Consider the following 17,857-nt stretch of genomic DNA (forward strand, 5'->3'; position numbering starts at 1 on the left):
CACTGTAGTCCGCCACGCCGTGGTGGCGTAGCACATTGACCGATGCGGTCGCCAGCCGCTCCGGGTGGGCGGGGGCCAACGTCTCGTGTTCTAGCGGCGGAGGGTGACGCGGAGGCTGCGACCGTACGCATGGCGCGTGTCGTACTCCACCCGCGTACCGCCGGCGTCGCGCCGCACCCGCACGCCGTCGTCGGCCGACACCACCGTCAGCGGGGCGCCGCGGAGCAGGACGCTCACCGTCGCCCGCTCCATCGTCGGGTCGGACACGGCGACCGTGATCTCGCCACCACCCTGCCGCGTCTGCGTGATCACCGAGGCCGGTCCGTCGATACTCATCCCGGCCGCCTCATGCCGACCGTCGGCGAACACGTTGGCGGCGGTCAGCCCGAGCCCGGTGTGCTGGATCGCCTGGACGCTCCGGCTGTTGGCCAGCACGGTGAGCGGCCCGTCGGCGTACGACCTCAGCTGGCCCTCGCCGGCATTGGGCACGAGGGCGTACGCCAGCGACGACGGCGCGGCACCGGCGGGCTGGTCGATCGAGACGCCGAGGACCTGCCGGGTCACCTGCGTGTCCGGGTTGGACGTACGCACGACCCGGCGACTACGGGTCACGGTCTCCAGCCCGACCGCCACCTGACGCGGCTCGAGGAAGACGTACCCGACCGCGGTGCCCTCGCTCGCGTTGGCATAACGCAACCACGCCAGCGCTCCCGTGCCCGGGCCCGACCAGGCGCCGCCGTCCCGCAGCGCGCCACTGATCGCGATCTCGTCCGACGGCGCCGCGGTCCGGGCGTCGACGCTCGTCGTCACCGCGCGGCCGGCCGGGTCGCCGACGTTCGCGGCCAACACCACGATCTCGTCGTCCAGCATGAACCACGACTTGGTGGCCGTGGCGTTCTGGTAGACCACGAAGTCGTCCGGCAGGATGCCGCTCTGCTTGTCGACGTACGCAACGTCGTCGGACTGCACCATCCCGGCCACGCCGTACGCATCGAGGGTGGCGCCGCCGGAATGCCGGTTGGTCCCGCGCGGGAAGTAGACGTAGGTGTTCTGCGACTCCGACGACGAGGTGAAGTTCAACGGGTGGTCGGGGTTGTCGTAGTACGGCGTGCCGTAGAGCTCCGGAATCGTCCTCCGCTGCTCCACCGGCGCGGTGACGCCCGCCAGCGCGTAGGGCGAGACCGTCGAGAAGTAGTCGATCCCGTACGCCTGGGTCTGGTCCTGCCCGGCCAGGTAGAGGTAGTGGGCGCCGTCGCCCTGGAACCACGGCAGGAGATTCTCGCCGCTCATGTACTCGTACTTGCTGATCCGGTCCGAGCTCCGCGCCAGCGCGAAGGCATAGCCCGGACGCCGGTGGACGTTGCGGTCCATCGCGTTGAACGCCACGCTCCGCGCCGGCGGGTTGAGGTCCGCGGGCGTGATGCCGGAGTCGCCGAGGACGTCGGCGTAGCGGGCCACGCTGACCGGTGACACGAAGCTCGTCGGGTCCAGCGCGACGGGCGACGTCGACGCGATGGACTTCACGTAACCCTGGAGAGCGGCCGCGTCCGCGCCGGCGGCGTAGTCGGCGAGGTCGACGATCGCCTCGACGATCGTGCGGACGTCCGCATAGCCGGTACCCGTCCGCGACACGGCACGGCCCTTGACGACCTCCATCATCCAGCCCTCGAAGATCAGCGGTGCGAACCCGTCCCTGACCCAGCCCTGCACCACCGCGACCAGACCGTCGCCGCGGGCGTACGTCGTACCGTCGAGGATCTTGATCGTCTGCACCACCCGCGTGAGCAGGCCGCGGCCGTAGGAACCGGTGTAGGCGACCGAGTGGTGCTGGATGAACGACCCGTCGGCGTAGTAGCCGTCGGTGACACCGTGCTGCAGGTCGTACGGATCGATGGTGGCGAACACGGTGAGCTGGTCCGCGAGCGCCTTCGCGATCCGCGCGTCGTCGCCGAGCAGCGCCCCCTGCAGGATCCGGTTGGTCGTGATGTCGGCCAGGTTGGCGCCGGTGTGGAAGCGCGAGTCGAGGTCGACGTCGCCGTCCTTGCCGTTGCGGAGGTAGGCGTCCATGGCCGCGACGTAGGTCTGGACGAGGCCGGGGCGGTACGCCTGCACCTGGTCGGCGAGCAGCACCAGGGCCTTGCTGACGTGGGTGGAGATGCCGATCTCCCAGTTGAACCAGTTGCCGTAGTACCCCTTCTCCTGGTCGCCGTAGTAGGTGTCGTGCAGCCAGACCAGTCCGTCGATCACCCGGCGCTGCACGTCGAGGTTGTCTTCGAGGTCGGAGCCACTGCCCGGCGTCCGGGTGGCGAGCGCGATGTCGGAGAGGTTGCGGAACGACGTGGTGACGTTCGGATCGCTGGTGCCGAGGGGCAGGCCGGCGAAGAGTTCGCCGTCGCCGGCGTTGTCCATCGCGGCGAGGTGCGTGCGCGCGGCCCGGTCGATGCCGGCCAGCTTGGCGGCGACCTCGGGTCGGGCGTTCGACTCCGGGGTGCCGGCGAAGATGCCGCGCGTGTTGTCCAGCAGTCGCGTGCTGTCGGCGGCCGCGGTGGTGGAGGAGGCGGCGGAAGTGGAGGAGGAGGCGGCGGTGTCGGCAGTGGTGCGGGCGCCCGCCGGTCGCGGTGTGGCCACCGGCAGCAGGCTAGCGGCGGGCACGACGGACAGCAGGCTGCGACGGCTGATTCTCACGGGCACTCCTCGACGACACCGGCCGGCGGAAAATTCTGACGACAAGAGACAAGCAGAGGTAACTATCTACGACAAGGCTCGTCGCCCGACCGAGGCCGAACTATTCCTGCGCCGGCCGCGCTCTTGCACCGAGCGGCATCGTCAGATACGCCCTAGGCTCGCCGGTGTGGTCATCGTCGGAACACGCGAGATCGCGGCGCCGGCTGAGCGCGCGTGGTCGCTCCTCGTCGACTGGGAACGGCAGAGTGAGTGGATGCCGGCGACGACCGTACGCATGCTTCCCGGCCCGACGCACGGGATCGGCACCCGGCTGGAGGCGGTGACGGGCTTCGGCCCGTTGCACGTGGCCGACCCGATGCGGGTCGTCGCCTGGGAACCACCGCGCAGGTGCGTCACACTCCACGAAGGACGGTGGCTCCGCGGAACCGGCACGTTCGCGGTCGAGCCGCTGGGCCGCGACCGGTGCCGCGTGACGTGGCGTGAGGACCTTGACCCGGGGCCGCTACTCGGCCGCGTTCCGGGCGTTCCCACCCTGCTCGCCCGCGCGTCGCAGCCCTTCTTCGCCCTCGCGCTCCGCAGGTTCGGCACCGTACTCACGGCGTACCCGTCCCCCTAGGGTGCTTCCATGGTCGACAGTTCCGCCGCCGTCCACGCCTCACCCACGCCACCGCGGGCGGCTGGTCCCACCGCACTCGCGGCGCGCTCGCTCGCGCCGGACCTCGCCCGTGGCTTCATGCTGCTGTTCATCGCCCTCGCCAACACCCACACGTTCCTCCATCTCGGCGGCTGGAACGTCCGGGCCCATCCCCACGCTGGCGGGGGCAGCGCACTCGACGCCACCGTGTCGGCCGTGCTGACCGTGTTCGTCGACGGCCGTTCGTACCCGATGTTCGCCGCGCTGTTCGGCTACGGCCTGGTCCAGATCATGCGCAAGCAGGAACGCGCAGGGCTCGACTGGCCACAGACCCGGAAACTGCTGCGCCGTCGCGGCTGGTGGCTGGTGGTGTTCGGCGTGCTGCACGCCACGCTGCTGTTCTACGGCGACATCCTCACGTCGTACGGCCTGATCGCCGTCGTCCTCGTCGGCTCCCTCCGCGCACAGGGGCGCGGCCTCGCGATCCGCCTCGCGGTCTGGCTGACCCTCGGGTCGCTGGTCTACGGACTCTTCTCACTGCCGGTCGACGAGAGCGCCGAACAGTTCGCGGGACCCATGATGCTCGCCACCATCGACGACCCGCTGGTCGCGATGGGCTACCGCGCCCTCATGATCCTCTTCAGCGGGCCGGTCATCGCCGTCACCGCCGCCGGAGCGGTCCTGCTCGGCGCGTGGGCGGCCAGACGACGGATCCTCGAGGAGCCCGAGCGCCACCTTCGGCTGCTGCGCCGGACCGCGGCTGTCGGCATCACCGTCGCGGCGGTCGGCGGGCTCCCCCTGGCGCTGCAGACTGCCGACCTGCTGCCGATCAGCAACCCGGCCGTCTTCGCCAGTGGCACGCTGCACGCTCTCACCGGTTACGCCGGCGGGCTCGGCTACGCCGCGGCGATCGCGCTGTTCGCCGTACGCCTGGGTGAGCGGCGTGGCCCTCTCGTGAACGCCCTGGCGGCCACCGGGCAGCGGTCGCTGACGTGCTATCTGCTGTAGTCGTTGGTGTGGTACGTCGCGTTCATGCCGTTTCTGCTCGACCTCGGTACCCGTGTCGGTGTCACGGTGACCTCCGTCCTCGCCATCTGCACCTGGGCGATGACCGTCGTCGTCGCCGACCTGATGCGCCGGGCCGGCCAGCGTGGGCCGTTCGAGGTCGTGCTTCGCCGGCTCGTCTACCGCCGCCCCTGAAGGGATCTCGCCCGCTCGAGTCGCCAACAGGCGACGCGCTGAACCCGGGGGTCACTTGCGCCTGCCACCATACCCCCCTATGGTATGCGGGACAGCACTGCTCGAGGTTTGGGGACCACGATGACCGAGACCAAGCCCACGGCGCCACCAGGTTCCAGTACCCATGGCCCACTACGCCGCCGCTGGCCCGCCCTGGCGGGAGTCGGCTTCGCCGCCCTGGTCGCCTTCGATCTGGCGAGCGGCGTCGACCTGGCACCCGTCCTCGCCGCGTCCGCCGTGGTCTACATCGGCGCGGCGGCACTACGGAAGCCGGCCGCAGCGTGGCCGATGTTCTTCGCCACGGTCGTCGTCATCACCCTGGCGAAGCTCCTCGACGTCCGCGTCGATGCCACCTGGATCCTGCTCGGCGGCGGTGTCGCCCTCGCGATCTTCGGACTGCTGCGCGGCGCGATCCGCCCCACGTACGGGCTGCCGTTACAGAGCATCGCCCTGCTCGGCTTCGGCGCCGCCGCAGTGGTCGCGATGCTCATCAACGCAGATCTGGGCGGATACCTTGTCGCTGCCGGGCTCCTCGGGCACGCGGCCTGGGACGCCCATCACCACCGGACCAACCGGGTCGTGGCCCGTTCCATGGCCGAGTTCTGTCTTGTGCTCGACACCGCCCTGGCGTTGGTGATCGTGCTCGTGACGGCCCTGGGCTAAAGCAGCCGGGGCGACGGCGTGATCCCGATCAGGTAGCCCGGACACCCGCGCGCACTGGGCGGCGGCGAGTGAGAGGGCCAGGCCGGACCCACAGCCGACGTCGAGCAACTCCACCCCGGCAAGGGGCGCGAGCGCGGCAAGCGTGGCGTCGTACAGCGGCTGCTGGAAGGGTTCCTGCTCATAGGCCCAGTCACGCGGCCGGCGTCCCCAGAGCCGCGAACTGTCGGTCGCGTCGCTGGCGAGAGAGCCTGCATAGACTGCCAGACGTGCGCAGGATCGCGGTCGTTTACAACGCACGTTCGGGTGCGCTGGCGTCGGGTTCTGCGGAGGCGGAACCCGTCGAGGATCGCCTGGCCGACCTGTTCGCGAGGCGGGGCATCGTCGCGGAGCTCCAGGCGTTCGAGCCGGCGACCTTACCCGAGGACGTCCGCGCGCTGCTTGCCCACCAGCCGGATGCCGTGATCGTCGCCGGTGGGGACGGGACGATTCGGTCGGTTGCCGAATACACGGCGGGCAGCGGGGTACCACTCGGTGTGCTACCCGCCGGGACCATGAACCTGCTCGCGCGCGACCTGGGCATCCCCGAGGAGACCGACGCCGCCGTCGACGCCCTCCTGGCCGCACCGGTCAAGCTGATCGACGTGGCACGGGTCAACGGCCAGGTGTTCCTGTGCAGTTCGGCGTTGGCGATCATGCCGCACCTGGGCCGGATCCGCGAACGGTCCCGCGGGACGATCGGACTGTCGCTGCTCCGGCTGTGGGCGCGTGCGATCCGGATCTGGCGGCGGTACCCCCGGATGCGACTGGCCGTTGTCGTCGACGGGCATGAGCATCTCGTGCGTACGAGGGCGATGGTGGTGTCGAACAACCCCCTGACCCCGCGGCCGGGACCACCACACAGGGACCACCTCGACACCGGTCGCCTCGTCGTCTACGTCACCCGGGACCGGACCCGCTGGGACCTTCTCGGCATAGCGGCGAAGGTGCCCACGGGAACCTGGCTCACCGACCGTCGACTGCGTACGTACGAAGGCGAGACCGTGCAGGTGGTCTCGTCGCGGCTCAGGATGATGAGCGTGATGAACGACGGGGAGATCGTCCAACTGGAGATGCCCCTGCGCTACGACATCCAGCCACGCGGCCTTGCCGTCCTCGCTCCCGGTACCGCGACATCATGACCGTACGCATCGCACAGATCTCCGATCTGCACTTCGGTCGCGAGATCCCGCGGATCGCCGAGGTGCTGCTCGACGACCTGCGGGCGGCGCGCCCGACGGTGGTGGCGGTCTGCGGTGATCTCACCCAGCGTGCGCGGGAACGGGAGTTCGCGGCCGCGAAGGCCTTTCTGGACGAGTTGCCGGCGCCGGCCCTGGTCGTCTGCGGCAACCACGACCTGCCGGGATGGCGGGTGTGGTCCCGGTTCGCGCGGCCGTGGCGGCGGTGGCGCCGGCACATCACGGCCACCGACCCGAACGCGGCGGTCTCCCTCACCGCCGACGGGCTCGCCGCCGTGGGCGTCAACACGGCCCGCCGTTGGGGACCCCACCCGGACTGGTCCCGGGGCCGGATCAGCGCCCGGCAGGTCGCCGCCATCGAGGAGGCGTTCGACGCCGCGGCGCCCGGCGACCTGCGGGTGGTCGTGGCGCACCACCCGTTCCTGTTGACGACGGCCGGACGGTCCCGCGGGATGGTCGGCGGATCGGCGCTCGCGCTCCGGCGCCTGCGGCACAGGGCGGACCTGTTGCTCGGCGGCCACGTCCATCTCGGATACAGCGGCGTGGTCGCCGGCATGGTCGTGGCGCAGGCCGGGACCGCGTTCTCCAACCGGCTCAAGGGCGAACCGAACGGCTACAACCTGATCGACGCCGACGAGGCCGGACTGACCGTGACGATGCTGCGATGCGTCGAAGCGGGGTTCGAGGCGTACGACCGCAGCCGGTACGTCCGCGACAGCGATGGATGGCGCGCCGCCTGACCCCTGCCCTCCATCCCCGCTGCCAGGAGGCCCCTGACAGGGGGTGTCAGGATGGCCCACTACCGTCCAGCCGTTGTGGCCCGGCGGTCGCATGGCCTTGAATTCGGCCACATCCACGCCAAGGCGTCGGAGGCAGGTGAGGCGGCAGCATGGAGAGCCAGGTTCGAGGGAGGCCACCCGAGCAGATCACGGTCGAGACGGCCCGCCGGATCGCGCTCGCGGCGCAGGGGTTCGCCGATCCGCGGCCGTCGGGTCGGGTGGACGCCCGGCACCTGCGCCGGGTGATCGACCGGGTGGGCGTCCTGCAGCTGGACTCGGTCAACGTCCTGTGCCGCTCGCACTACCTTCCCGTCTTCGCCCGGCTCGGCCCCTATCCACGGGACCTGCTGGACCAGATGGCGTGGGGGTCGGGGCGCCGGCGGGCGCTGTTCGAGTACTGGGGCCACGCCGCATCGCTGCTCCCCCTGCAGACGTACCCCCTGGTGCGCTGGCGGATGGAGGCCGCGCAGCGGTGGGTCTGGGACGGTTGGACCTCCGCCCGGGTCCCCGGCCGACCGCCACCGGACTACGCGACCACCTGGGACGACGACATCATCGCGCCCTGGGCGGTCATCGAAGGGATGACGCGGCTGACCCTCGAGCGACCCGGCCTGGTCCACGAGGTGCTCGACCGGGTCACCGCCCACGGCGCCATCGCCGCCGGTGCCGCCAGCCCGGACGGCCGACGGAGCAGCGGCCCCACAGCCGAAGGCGGCCGGATGTGGAACTGGCAGGACGCCAAGATCGCTCTCGAATGGCTCTTCTGCACGGGCGCCGTCACGACGGCCACGCGGAATGGCTTCGAACGCATCTACGACCGCACCGAACGCGTCCTTCCCGCCGCCGTCCTGAACGCGCCGGCGCCGAATCCGACGGACGCCCAACGGGAGCTCGTCCGCATCGCCGCCCGCGCGCAGGGCATCGCCACCGAGAAACAACTGCGTACCTACTTCGACCTGTCCCGGGACCAGGCAAAGGCACGTATCGCTGAGCTCGTCGAGACCGGCGAGCTCGCACCGGTACGCGTCGACGGGCTGGCCCAGCGGATGTACCTCTGGACCGAGGCCCGGATGCCGCGGCGGGTGACCGCGCGGGCCCTGCTGTCGCCGTTCGACTCCCTGATCTGGGACCGGGACCGCGCCCTGCGCCTCTTCGACTTCCACTACCGGATCAGCATCTACACGCCGGCCGCCAAACGTACCCACGGCTACTACGTACTCCCCTTCCTGCTCGGTGATCGGCTGGTCGCCCGCGTCGACCTGAAGGCCGACCGCCAGCAGTCCGCCCTGCTCGTCCAGGCGGCGTTCGGCGAACCAGGAGTACGTGAAGACGAAACATCCGCCGAGCTCGCCGAGGAACTCCGGGCGATGGCGGACTGGCTCACACTCGACCGCGTACTCGTGAGCGAACGCGGCGACCTCGCCCCCGCACTCTCGCGCGCGATCAGCATGCCGAGGAGACGAACGGAGAAAGCCCATGATCGGTCGCCTGAAGAACATCATTCTCGAGGCACGTGACCCACACGCCCTGGCACTCGTCTACTCGGAACTGCCGCCCAGCCGGGGTTGACACCCTGGCGAGGTATGGGCGAGAGTCCGTGTCAGCGCGCTCTGGGGCGCCTCCTGTCCGCGGCAAGGGAGTCCTACTCCCGCCCATCGTCATGGTGCTGCGTTTCCGAACCTTCTTCTTCGCCTGACTCAGCGGACTTCAGGCACGTACCTGGAGGAAGGTTTCCATGACCAGGAACCTCACGTCCCGAAGCTCCCTCGCCGGCCTGAAGAGGGAGGCGAAACGGTGGCTCAGGACGCTCCGCGCGAACGACCCAGACGCGCGTGCCCGATTCGTCCGGGCCCACCCCCACGCCCCCGCCCACCCCGGGCTGCGCCACGTGCAACAGGCGATCGCCCGCGAGTACGGATTCCCCGGCTGGGCGGAGCTGACGGCGGAACTGTCCCGCCGACACGGTGACCGACCAGCGGCCGGCGAGGCCGACGTCGTACCCGCACTGCTCCTCGCGGCCGGTAAGGGCGACGTCGAACTGGTCGGTCAGATCCTCGACACCCACCCTCACCTCGTCGACGAGCGCGGTGCCCTGGGTCAGTCCGGCCTGCGTACGGCGCTGCATTTCGGGGTCGCCCACGAGCCGGTCGTCAGGCTGCTGCTCGACCACGGCGCCGACCCCGACGTCCGGGACGAGGGTGACAACGCCACGGCGCTGCACTTCGCCGCCGAACGCGGCGACCTCGACGTCGTACGACTGCTTGTCGAGAATGGCGCGGACCCCACCGGTGACGGCACGTTCCACGAGCTCACTGCCCTGGGGTGGGCGACGTGCTTCGATCACGCGTACCACCCGGATGTCGCCGGCTACCTCCTCGCGCACGGGGCGCGGCACACCATCCACACCGCCGTCGCCATGGGCGACACCGACGCCATCCGAGACCTAGTGGCCCGCGATCCCGCCGACCTCGAACGTCCGATGGACGCGACGAACCACCACCGCCGACCGTTGCACCTTGCCGTCGCCAAAGGACAGGCCAGGGCACTCACCACCCTGCTCGGCCTCGGCGCCGACCCGGAGGCCCAGGACGCGGCCGGGCTGACACCGCTGGACCAGGCCGCGCTGAGCGGTGCCCGGGACCTCGCGGACCTGCTGGTCGAGCGTGGCGCGGTGGTCCGGTTGCCCGCCGCGGTCGGGCTCGGCCGGGTGACCGACGTCGATCGACTGCTGCGCGAGGACCCGGGCTGCCTGCGACCAGGAGGCCGCTGGGAGAGACTCGTCCTCCGGGCGAGCGGGCGCGCGTCCGGGGAGGTCATCGATGCGTTGATCCGGCGTGGTGCCTCGGTGGACGTCCGTGACAGTCCGCAGACCGCCGTCGACGGTACGAACGGCTACACCGCTCTCCACGGCGCCGCGTTCCAGGGCAATTTGCCGGCGGTACGCGTCCTGCTCCGGCACGGCGCGAGCCGTACCGTACGCGAGGAGAAGTATCTCGCCACGCCCGTCGGTTGGGCCGACTATGCCGGCCACACCGAGATCCGCGACCTGATCCTCGACGGGCCGGTCGACATCATCGACGCGATCGCCTTCGACCGACTGGACCGCGTCACCGAGGTCCTCGCGGACGACCCACCGGCGCTGGACCGGGCGCTCGGCGAGTTCATCCCCGGAGACGGCACGCCGTCGTTCGACCTGGCGTGGACGCCGCTCGCGTACGCCGTCGCCCACGGCAAGGTCGATGCCGCCCGACTCCTGGTCGAGCGCGGTGCCGACCGCTCGGTCCGCGACTCCGAGGGGCGCGGGCTGCGCGACATCGCCCTCGCGCATGGACATACCGCCGTCATGGAGCTTCTCGACCAGTACGACACCTGACCGTGCGACCGGTCAGGCCGCCGGCATGGTGGTCACTCCCCCGGAAGGACATCCTCGATGGTGACAGTGGGGATCACCATCACGCCGTCGAATGCCTCAGCCACCGGTGTGTGCATGTATGCGCTCTGGCTGCGGATGCGGTCAAGTCCCCGGACCGCTTCGACAGGTGCCTGTCTGAAATCGGCAAGACCGAGGTGGACGCCTGCGTCCAGCGCGGCCGCTTCGATGCTGCCCGGATCAGGGGCCTCGAGCGGCATGTCGACGACGGTGAATCCGACCGCTGACGTCGCGTCCAGTTGCATGTCCGGGGTGTGGTCGGCGGTGCTCGTGACCGCGAGCGCCAGGTAGTTCGTGCCGAGCATCCGGTCGAGGTGTTGTCCCATCGGCAGTGTGGTCAGCACGCCGCCGTAGGCCACGGGTGTCTTCTGGATGTGGTTGTTGTGCGCGGCAAGCACGATCCGGGTGCCGGGCCCGGAGTGGTCCAGGTGCCAGCGGACCGACTCGGCCATGTAGCGGTCCCTGATCGACAGGTCGCCCGGCAGTCCGGTGCCGGCGAACAGTCCGGTCATCGCGCGCAGCATGTAGTCGGCATGCCCGGCCGCTTCGAGCCGGTGCAGCGCGACGTCGTAGTCGTAGGGGTTGCTGCGTTCGACATACAACGGTCGCAGCGCCCGGAACCGCAGCAGCAGCCGGGTCAGGGCTGCGGTGAGGCCGTCCTGCTCGGCAGGCTCGAGCTTCGCCCAGGCCGGTGCTGCCGATGCGCCCGACTTGCCGGCGAACCGTTCCGCGGTCGCGATGGCGGATTCGACCAACGGCACGATCTCGACGTCGACGTCACGCAGGTAGTCAGCGACCGGCAGCAGGGCAGGCAACAACGAACCGCCGGCCTCGGGAATGTCGATTCCGAGGAACCGCACCGGATGGCCCTTGCGGGTGCTCAGGTCACGCAGGAAGCGCATCAGGTTTCCAGCTCCCCAGGCGCTTGCCGCCTCGCTCACCCGCGACAGGTCCGCCTCGGCTCCCTCGCCTTGCACCCACCGGTCGACGCCGAACGCCTCGCTGAACCCGAACTCGAAAGCGAAGGCGGAGAAGCCACAACGTTCCACAAGGAAACGCACGATGCGCTGCCGTGCACAGGTGAACTCACTGACGAAGTGCGCACTCTCACCGACCGCGACCACCCGGGCGTCGCCGACCAGCTCGCGCAGCGGCTCCAGATCGTCCAGCGGGCCGTGGGGGTCAAGGGAATCCAGCCGAGTGACATGGGTACGTAGCCAGCCGGCGAAAGCGCCGTGTCCAGAAGACATGCTGCCCAGGCTAGAACAAGTCATCCGGTACGACCTCGGCGGCGACACCACTTTCGTGCCGAACACCATGGTGTGACATTGCCCCGACATCACAGTGAGATCGGGTCGCGAACCGGCGACGGGCATTAGCTTTCGGCGACGCCCAGCATCTTCGCGTGCAGGGCGCGCACCTCGTCGGCGAGCAGCGGGTCCGGTCCGGCTACCTCGACGTCGGGGGCGACCGCGTTGACCGGGAGGGCGCTCACGGGCGCGGGTGCCGCGCCCCAGCCCTGTCGCCAGGCGACAAGTTGTGCGGAACTGGAGGCGTAGACGATCCGTCCGAGTCCGACCCAGGCGTGGGCGGCGCTGCACATCGGGCAATGCTCACCGGAGGTGTACACGACACTCCCACGCCTCTGCCGAGGTGACAGGTTCGCCGCCGCCCACCGCGCGATCTCGAACTCCGGATGGCGCGTGGCATCGCCGTCCTTGACCCGGTTCCGATCCGAGAACCGTTCGACTCCCTCGTCGTCGACGAGGAGTGAGCCGAACGGCTCGTCGCCGGCCTCCAGGGACTCCCGCGCGAGATCGACGCAGCGGCGTAGGAAGCGACGGTCTTCTTCGGTGAGCTGACCAGGTTGTCGGTCTGCAGGCCCCATGTCCGGCAGGCTAGCAGTGGCGTCGCGGCGCGCTCTTCCTGCGTGGACGGCGGCCGACAATCACCGCGACGCTGACGGCGAACAGGCCTGCTGCCAGCGTGATCGCACCGGACGCGCCGGTAAGCCCGGAGACCGCCGCGAGGATCGAGGCGCAGATGATTTCTCCCACATACTCCGCCTGTGCAAGGAACGAGTGCACGGTGGCCCGCACGTCGCTCGAGGTGCGACGGTTCACCCAGATCGTCGTCACCGTTCGGACCAGAGGCATGGCGATGCCAGAGGCGGCAAGAACGGCTGCGACGGCGAGCGAAAGATTGGGCGCAAGCCCCAGCAGGCCAAGACTGAGCACACCCGCCGAGCACGCCAGAACCATTGCTCCGCGGGCGCCATGCTCACTGTGGATACGCCTTTCCACCGCGTAGAGCGAGAGCGCACCGGTGAGCAGGCCGCCGATTCCCAAAGTGGTGAACCACGCGGTTCCTGAGCTGCCTGTGGGAAAGCCCAGGTCGTTCAGCTGGACGGGATAGATCCGCCCAAACGAATCGGCGGCGCCGTTGACCAGAACGGTCACCACCACGAGAGCGAGGATGGTGCGATCCCGCACCGCGAGGCCCACACCCCGGCGGGCGACTGCCATCGACGCCTGCCATCGCCTGGTACGGACGGGCGCGAAATTCCGCTCCGGAAAGGTCGCCGCGACGAAAGTGCCCAGGACGAGCATCGCTGCGCCCGCCATGACAATGGCGATCTGGCGTCCGGCAACCGACGCCAGGCCGCCCACCGCAATGATGCCGACAGCCGCGCCGATGAGTTGCCAGCGCGCCTGTCGGGTCAGAACCAGGTGAATCTTCGTGGGTTGGTCGAGTTCATCGGTGATCCATGCGACGTCCGCCCCACTGGAGAATGTCCAGGAGATGCCCCAGAGCATCTGCGACAGCATCAGGGGGATGAAGTCTGGGAACAATCCGGTCGTGATCATCGCCGTACCCATGAGGGCGTGCGCCACCACGATCGCCCGCTTGCGGCTGACGGTATCCGCCACTACCCCGGCGGGCAGTTCGAAGATCATCGACGCCACACCCTGGGCCGCGGCGATCGCCAGGAGCTGCGCGGGGGAAAGCCCTGCGTCGAGAACCATGTAGAGGCTCACGACGAGCCACCAGCCGTTGTGGAGCACGGCGCGGGCGCCGATCCAGCAGAGGAACAGGGTGACGAGCCTGCTGCCGGTCAGCGTGCGCCCGCGATCGTGTCGCGGTCGCCCCCACCAGGTCGGTCGCATGACGTTGAACTCCCACGCAAAGAGAGGGCACAGCCCAGCTGCGAGTCGGGTCGGCTCAGGACCTTGACTAGGAGTTCATGGCGCGTCATGTTAGCGGCGGCGGGGAAGCGGCGACAAACGACTTCCCCTGCCTTCCTCCACCGGTTGGTCAGCGGCGGTAGGTATCAGGTGTTCAGGTGGGTGAGAGTCTTCCTACGCGGTGGCATGCTCTGCATGTTCGCGCTCGGCTCCCGTGATCGTTGCCGCCTCGACTCGACCCGCGCTCCGCGCGATGCTGATGCTCACGGCAAGCGTCCAGATGCTCCACAGGGCGCCCATGCTCGCCGTGGTCCCCCAGCCCTGCGCGCTGTAGAAGTCGGCGGCATCGTCACCGAAGTAGACGGCGGGAAGAAAGGTCAGGTTGACCGCTGCGAGCACATACGCCGTGCGGCCCACCCATTTCGGCAACAGCCCGAGCCGAAGTACGGCGAATCCGAACGCGATGGCGAAGAGTGCCATGAGGAGTCTGGAGATGCCACCCTGCATGAGATACTGCGCCGCCGCGAAAGGGCCTTCCGTGGTCGTGTCGATGTCGCGGTCGACCGAGATGGCGGCGCCGACCTCCATCGACTGCGGTACGAAGACCATGGCCACCCACACGAGGCCAGCGACCTGTGCAACGGAGCCGACCCATTCATAGCCGGCATCGACCTGGCGCACGATCTGGCGAACCCCGGTGAAGAACACGAGGAAGAGCGTGCAACCGGTGATGCCGACCAGGCTCCGGGTGAGGATGTTCCAGTCCGGCGGTGCCGCCGGGTAGATGAAGTACAGCGGCACCTGCACGATGATGAGCAGGCTGGCAACAATTCCGAAGGCTCCCGTGTACTTTCGCGTTTCCACTTCACTCACCGTCAGGCTCCTTCTCGCGCGTGGTAGATCGCCAATGTTTCGATAGGCAGCATTGCCGATGATGGACGCACGGCGATGCCATAACGATGCCGACGACCTGTCAGAGCGACAGAGTTGTCGTGATCGATACGACAGCGAACCCCCTTGTCGTGCAAGGAAGCTGGTCCAGTTTGTTGCCGTGACGGGCGAATCACGCCGAGGCGAGGTCGGCGAGCAATGTGCTGACCTCGAGCGTACGCCGATGATCGAGCCGAGCGAAGATGGCATGCGCTTCATCCCACATCTGGCGAGCGGCCTGGAGTTCGCCACGTGCCAGGTGGGCTCGACCGAGCGCGGTCAGCAGATCCGCGATCGCGTAGTCGTCTCTGAGTTGTCGGAGCCGGGTCAGGGCCTGGCGGCCGTAGTCCAGCGCCTCGGTGTGAGCGCCTCGCAGCTGATGGATCTCGGCGAGGGTCGCGGTGGCGTTCGCCGCTCTCCGGTGTTCGCCGATCGCCTCGAACGACGCTTCCGCCTCGCCGGCGTACTCAGCGGCCCGGCCGTAGTCGCGCAGCGCCGCATAGCTCGTGGCCAGGTTGTAGAGGGCTGTCGCCCGGCCTTCCGGCCGTTCTGCTCGTTCGGACGCCTCGAGTGCCTGCTCGTGGTAGTCGATCGAGGCGGCGAAGTCGCCGTTGTCCCACGCGTTGACACCGAGGTTTCCAAGGATGGCCCACTCGCCGTCGGTGTCGCCGATCGTACGGCAGATCTCCAACGCCTCATGGAGATATCGGGTGGACTCCTCGAACTCCTGGAGCGTGCCGTATACCCGACCGAGGTTGTTCGCCGAGCGGTATCGGGCGTCCGGATCGTCGAGACACCGGGCCGAGTCGCGCCCGGCACGGGCGGTCATCAGCCAACAGTCGTAGTAACTGCGCAGCGCGAGGAAGGTGCTCAGCAGCCAGGCCAACTTCCACGCGTGGTCGTGCCAGCCATGGTCGTGGGCGTACATCACGACAGCCGACAACGTGGGGCGCTGCGCCTCGAGCCAGCGCAGCGCGTCGTCGTAGTCGGCGAACGCCTGGCCGCCGGCCGCGCTCCGCTCCTCGTCGACGACCAGACCGCGGACCGCGGGACGCAGGAGTACGGCGGCGCTGGCGGCGGAGTGGAGGTACCAGTCCAGGACGCGCTGGATGGCGTCACGGCGTTCGGTCACGCCATCGTGCCGGTCAGCCAATTCGCGAGCGTAGGCGTGCACCAGATCATGAAGGTGGTACGTATCCCGGGCCCGATGTTCGACCAGGTGCACGGCCACCAGCCGGTCCAGCCACCTGGCCGCGTGATCGGTATCCACGCCGACGAGCGAGGCCGCGGCCGCCAGGCTGACCTCGCCGGTGGGGTGCAGGCCGAGGCGGCGGAACATTGTCGCCACGGCGTCGTCGAGCGCGTCATAGGACCAGGAGAAGGCCGCTCGGAGGTCGTTCGCCACATCGTCCGCATCGCCGAGAGCGTCGAGCGTGCGCTGCCGGTCGCGCAGCTCTGCCACCAGGTCGGCGAGCGGCAGGTCGGGGTGCCGGGAGACGCGCTCACCAGCGATCAGGACCGCGAGCGGAAAGCGTCCGCACAGCTCGACCAAACTGCGTACGGCGTCGTGCTCCGCGGTGATCCGCTCCTGGCCGATGGCGGTGCCCAGCAGGACCGCGGCCTCGTCAGACGGTAGCGGTCGCAGGGTCACCCGATGTGCCGAGTCACGGATCGCCAGCCCACGGAGCTGGTTGCGGCTGGTCACGACGACGAGACAGCCGGTGCCGGGTAGCAGCGGGCGTACCTGCTCGGCACTGCGGGCGTTGTCCAGCACCACCAGCATCCGGCGCCCCGCGAGCCTGGTCCGCAGCAGCGCCGCCCGCTCGTCGACAGTGCCAGGGATCTCCCCCGCCGCGACCCCGAGAGTACGCAGGAGCCCAGCCAGCGCGGCCGGTGGCGAGACCGGTCGCTCGGCGGAGTATCCGTGGAGGTCGAGGAAGAGCTGACCATCTGGAAAACGGTCGGCAACCCCATGTGCCCAGTGCACCGCAAGTGTCGTCTTGCCCACCCCGGCCGGCCCGTCGATCGCCACCACGCAGGTCGGCGCTCGCGACGCGGACCCACGCTCGGCCAGCAACGCATCCAGGAGGGCCAGCTCCGGCTCACGGCCGACGAACCGCGTCGAGTCCGCGGGGATCTGGCGAGGACGTTCGGGCGGGACCTGCGACCGGGGCGAGGACGGGCCCTCGGCGGTCGCGGAGTTCGCGGAGTTCGCGGACGCCTCCATGCCGGCCGAGGTGTCCGCCCCGGAGGGCGTGGCCATACCCTCCGAGGTGCCCGCACCCGCGTTCAGCATGTCGCCGTAGAGCCGCTGCAGTTCGGCGCCGGGATCGGTGCCGAGCTCCTCCGCGAGCGCCTTCCTGCATTCCTCGTAACATTCCAGCGCCTCCGCGTGACGGTCGGAGGCACGAAGAGCGTTGATCAGGCGGGCCCAGAACGACTCACGCAACGGGTAGCGGACGGTCAGCTCACGAAGTTCACCGACCAACACCGCGGCATCGCCCGCCGCGAGGTCGAGGTCGATACGTCGTTCCCATGCCAGCAGGCGCCGCTCTGTGAGCCGCGGCCGCTCCGTGCTCTCGAGCACGGGACCCAACCCCTCGAGCGCCGGGCCGCGCCACAGGTCCAGGGCCTCTGCCAGCAGCCTGCGCTCCCGCACCTCGTCGCCGACTCTCGCGGCGGCGTCCACGAGGTCGAGAAAGCGCAGGGCGTCGACCTGATTCGGCTGGACCGCCAGCACATAGGCGTCCGGAAGCGTGACGATCGCATCGTCGCCAAGGATCCGGCGCAAGCGCAGCACGTAGGTGGCCAGACTCCCCCGCACGCGAACCGGAAGGTCCTCGCCCCACACGTAGTCAGCCAGAACTTCGACCGAGACCGGGCGACCTGCCGACAGAGCCAGTGCCCCGAGCAGGCAGCGCAACCGCCTCGACAGGGAAACGACACGATCTCCGATGCGCAGTTCGAGCGGACCCAGCAGACCGATTTCCACCCGAGCTCCCGGATACCAAGCACTTTCCTCGTGAGTTGCCACCATCAGTATGACAGGGCTTCTCGACAGAGGAGGAAGTCCCGTT

At 69.4% G+C, this 17,857-nt stretch carries 12 protein-coding genes and 1 pseudogene; 7 read left to right on the forward strand and 6 right to left on the reverse strand.

Annotation, left to right across the window (positions count from 1 at the left end; translation table 11 throughout):
• Positions 1-90 precede the first annotated feature (90 nt).
• Positions 91-2,685 (reverse strand): polysaccharide lyase family 8 super-sandwich domain-containing protein, encoded by a 2,595-nt coding sequence (locus ABN028_RS19025; protein WP_349697490.1) that lies wholly within the window; start codon positions 2,683-2,685, stop codon positions 91-93.
• Between the two features lie 166 nt (positions 2,686-2,851).
• Between ABN028_RS19025 and ABN028_RS19030 the strand changes: the two genes are divergently transcribed.
• The 7 genes and pseudogenes from ABN028_RS19030 (at position 2,852) to ABN028_RS19060 (ending at position 10,608) form a co-directional block, all read left to right on the forward strand.
• Positions 2,852-3,301: an SRPBCC family protein gene (locus tag ABN028_RS19030; RefSeq protein WP_349325909.1), complete on the forward strand. Its 450-nt coding sequence runs from the start codon at positions 2,852-2,854 to the stop codon at positions 3,299-3,301.
• Between the two features lie 309 nt (positions 3,302-3,610).
• Positions 3,611-4,519, forward strand: a pseudogene (locus tag ABN028_RS19035) (DUF418 domain-containing protein).
• Positions 4,520-4,639: 120 nt separating this feature from the next.
• Positions 4,640-5,221 (forward strand): hypothetical protein, encoded by a 582-nt coding sequence (locus ABN028_RS19040; RefSeq protein WP_349697491.1) that lies wholly within the window; start codon positions 4,640-4,642, stop codon positions 5,219-5,221.
• Between the two features lie 266 nt (positions 5,222-5,487).
• Positions 5,488-6,399 (forward strand): diacylglycerol/lipid kinase family protein, encoded by a 912-nt coding sequence (locus tag ABN028_RS19045; RefSeq protein WP_349697492.1) that lies wholly within the window; start codon positions 5,488-5,490, stop codon positions 6,397-6,399.
• Complete coding sequence (locus tag ABN028_RS19050) at positions 6,396-7,196, forward strand: metallophosphoesterase family protein (RefSeq protein WP_349325913.1); 801 nt, start codon at positions 6,396-6,398, stop codon at positions 7,194-7,196. Before ABN028_RS19045 ends, ABN028_RS19050 begins: the two co-directional genes overlap by 4 nt.
• A 149-nt stretch (positions 7,197-7,345) precedes the next feature.
• Positions 7,346-8,752 (forward strand): winged helix-turn-helix domain-containing protein, encoded by a 1,407-nt coding sequence (locus tag ABN028_RS19055; protein ID WP_349697493.1) that lies wholly within the window; start codon positions 7,346-7,348, stop codon positions 8,750-8,752.
• 218 nt (positions 8,753-8,970) lie between these two features.
• A complete protein-coding gene (locus tag ABN028_RS19060; RefSeq protein WP_349697494.1) occupies positions 8,971-10,608 on the forward strand; it encodes an ankyrin repeat domain-containing protein in 1,638 nt (545 codons plus the stop codon).
• A 32-nt stretch (positions 10,609-10,640) separates the two neighbouring features.
• Here the strand turns inward: ABN028_RS19060 and ABN028_RS19065 are convergent, their stop codons facing one another.
• The 5 genes from ABN028_RS19065 to ABN028_RS19085 form a co-directional block, all read right to left on the reverse strand.
• Positions 10,641-11,915, reverse strand: a complete 1,275-nt coding sequence (locus ABN028_RS19065; protein WP_349697495.1) for an erythromycin esterase family protein — start codon at positions 11,913-11,915, stop codon at positions 10,641-10,643.
• A 125-nt stretch (positions 11,916-12,040) separates the two neighbouring features.
• Positions 12,041-12,553, reverse strand: a complete 513-nt coding sequence (locus ABN028_RS19070; RefSeq protein WP_349325918.1) for a nucleoside deaminase — start codon at positions 12,551-12,553, stop codon at positions 12,041-12,043.
• A 10-nt stretch (positions 12,554-12,563) separates the two neighbouring features.
• A complete protein-coding gene (locus ABN028_RS19075) occupies positions 12,564-13,832 on the reverse strand; it encodes an MFS transporter (protein WP_349325919.1) in 1,269 nt (422 codons plus the stop codon).
• 192 nt (positions 13,833-14,024) lie between these two features.
• Positions 14,025-14,723 carry a hypothetical protein gene (locus ABN028_RS19080; protein WP_349697496.1) on the reverse strand — a complete coding sequence of 233 codons (699 nt, stop codon included), beginning with the start codon at positions 14,721-14,723 and terminating at the stop codon, positions 14,025-14,027.
• Positions 14,724-14,913: 190 nt separating this feature from the next.
• Positions 14,914-17,772 (reverse strand): AfsR/SARP family transcriptional regulator, encoded by a 2,859-nt coding sequence (locus ABN028_RS19085; RefSeq protein WP_349697497.1) that lies wholly within the window; start codon positions 17,770-17,772, stop codon positions 14,914-14,916.
• Positions 17,773-17,857: the final 85 nt, after the last annotated feature.

The sequence above is a fragment of the Actinopolymorpha sp. B17G11 genome, from assembly GCF_040196095.1.
Classification (GTDB): Bacteria; Actinomycetota; Actinomycetes; order Propionibacteriales; family Actinopolymorphaceae; genus Thermasporomyces.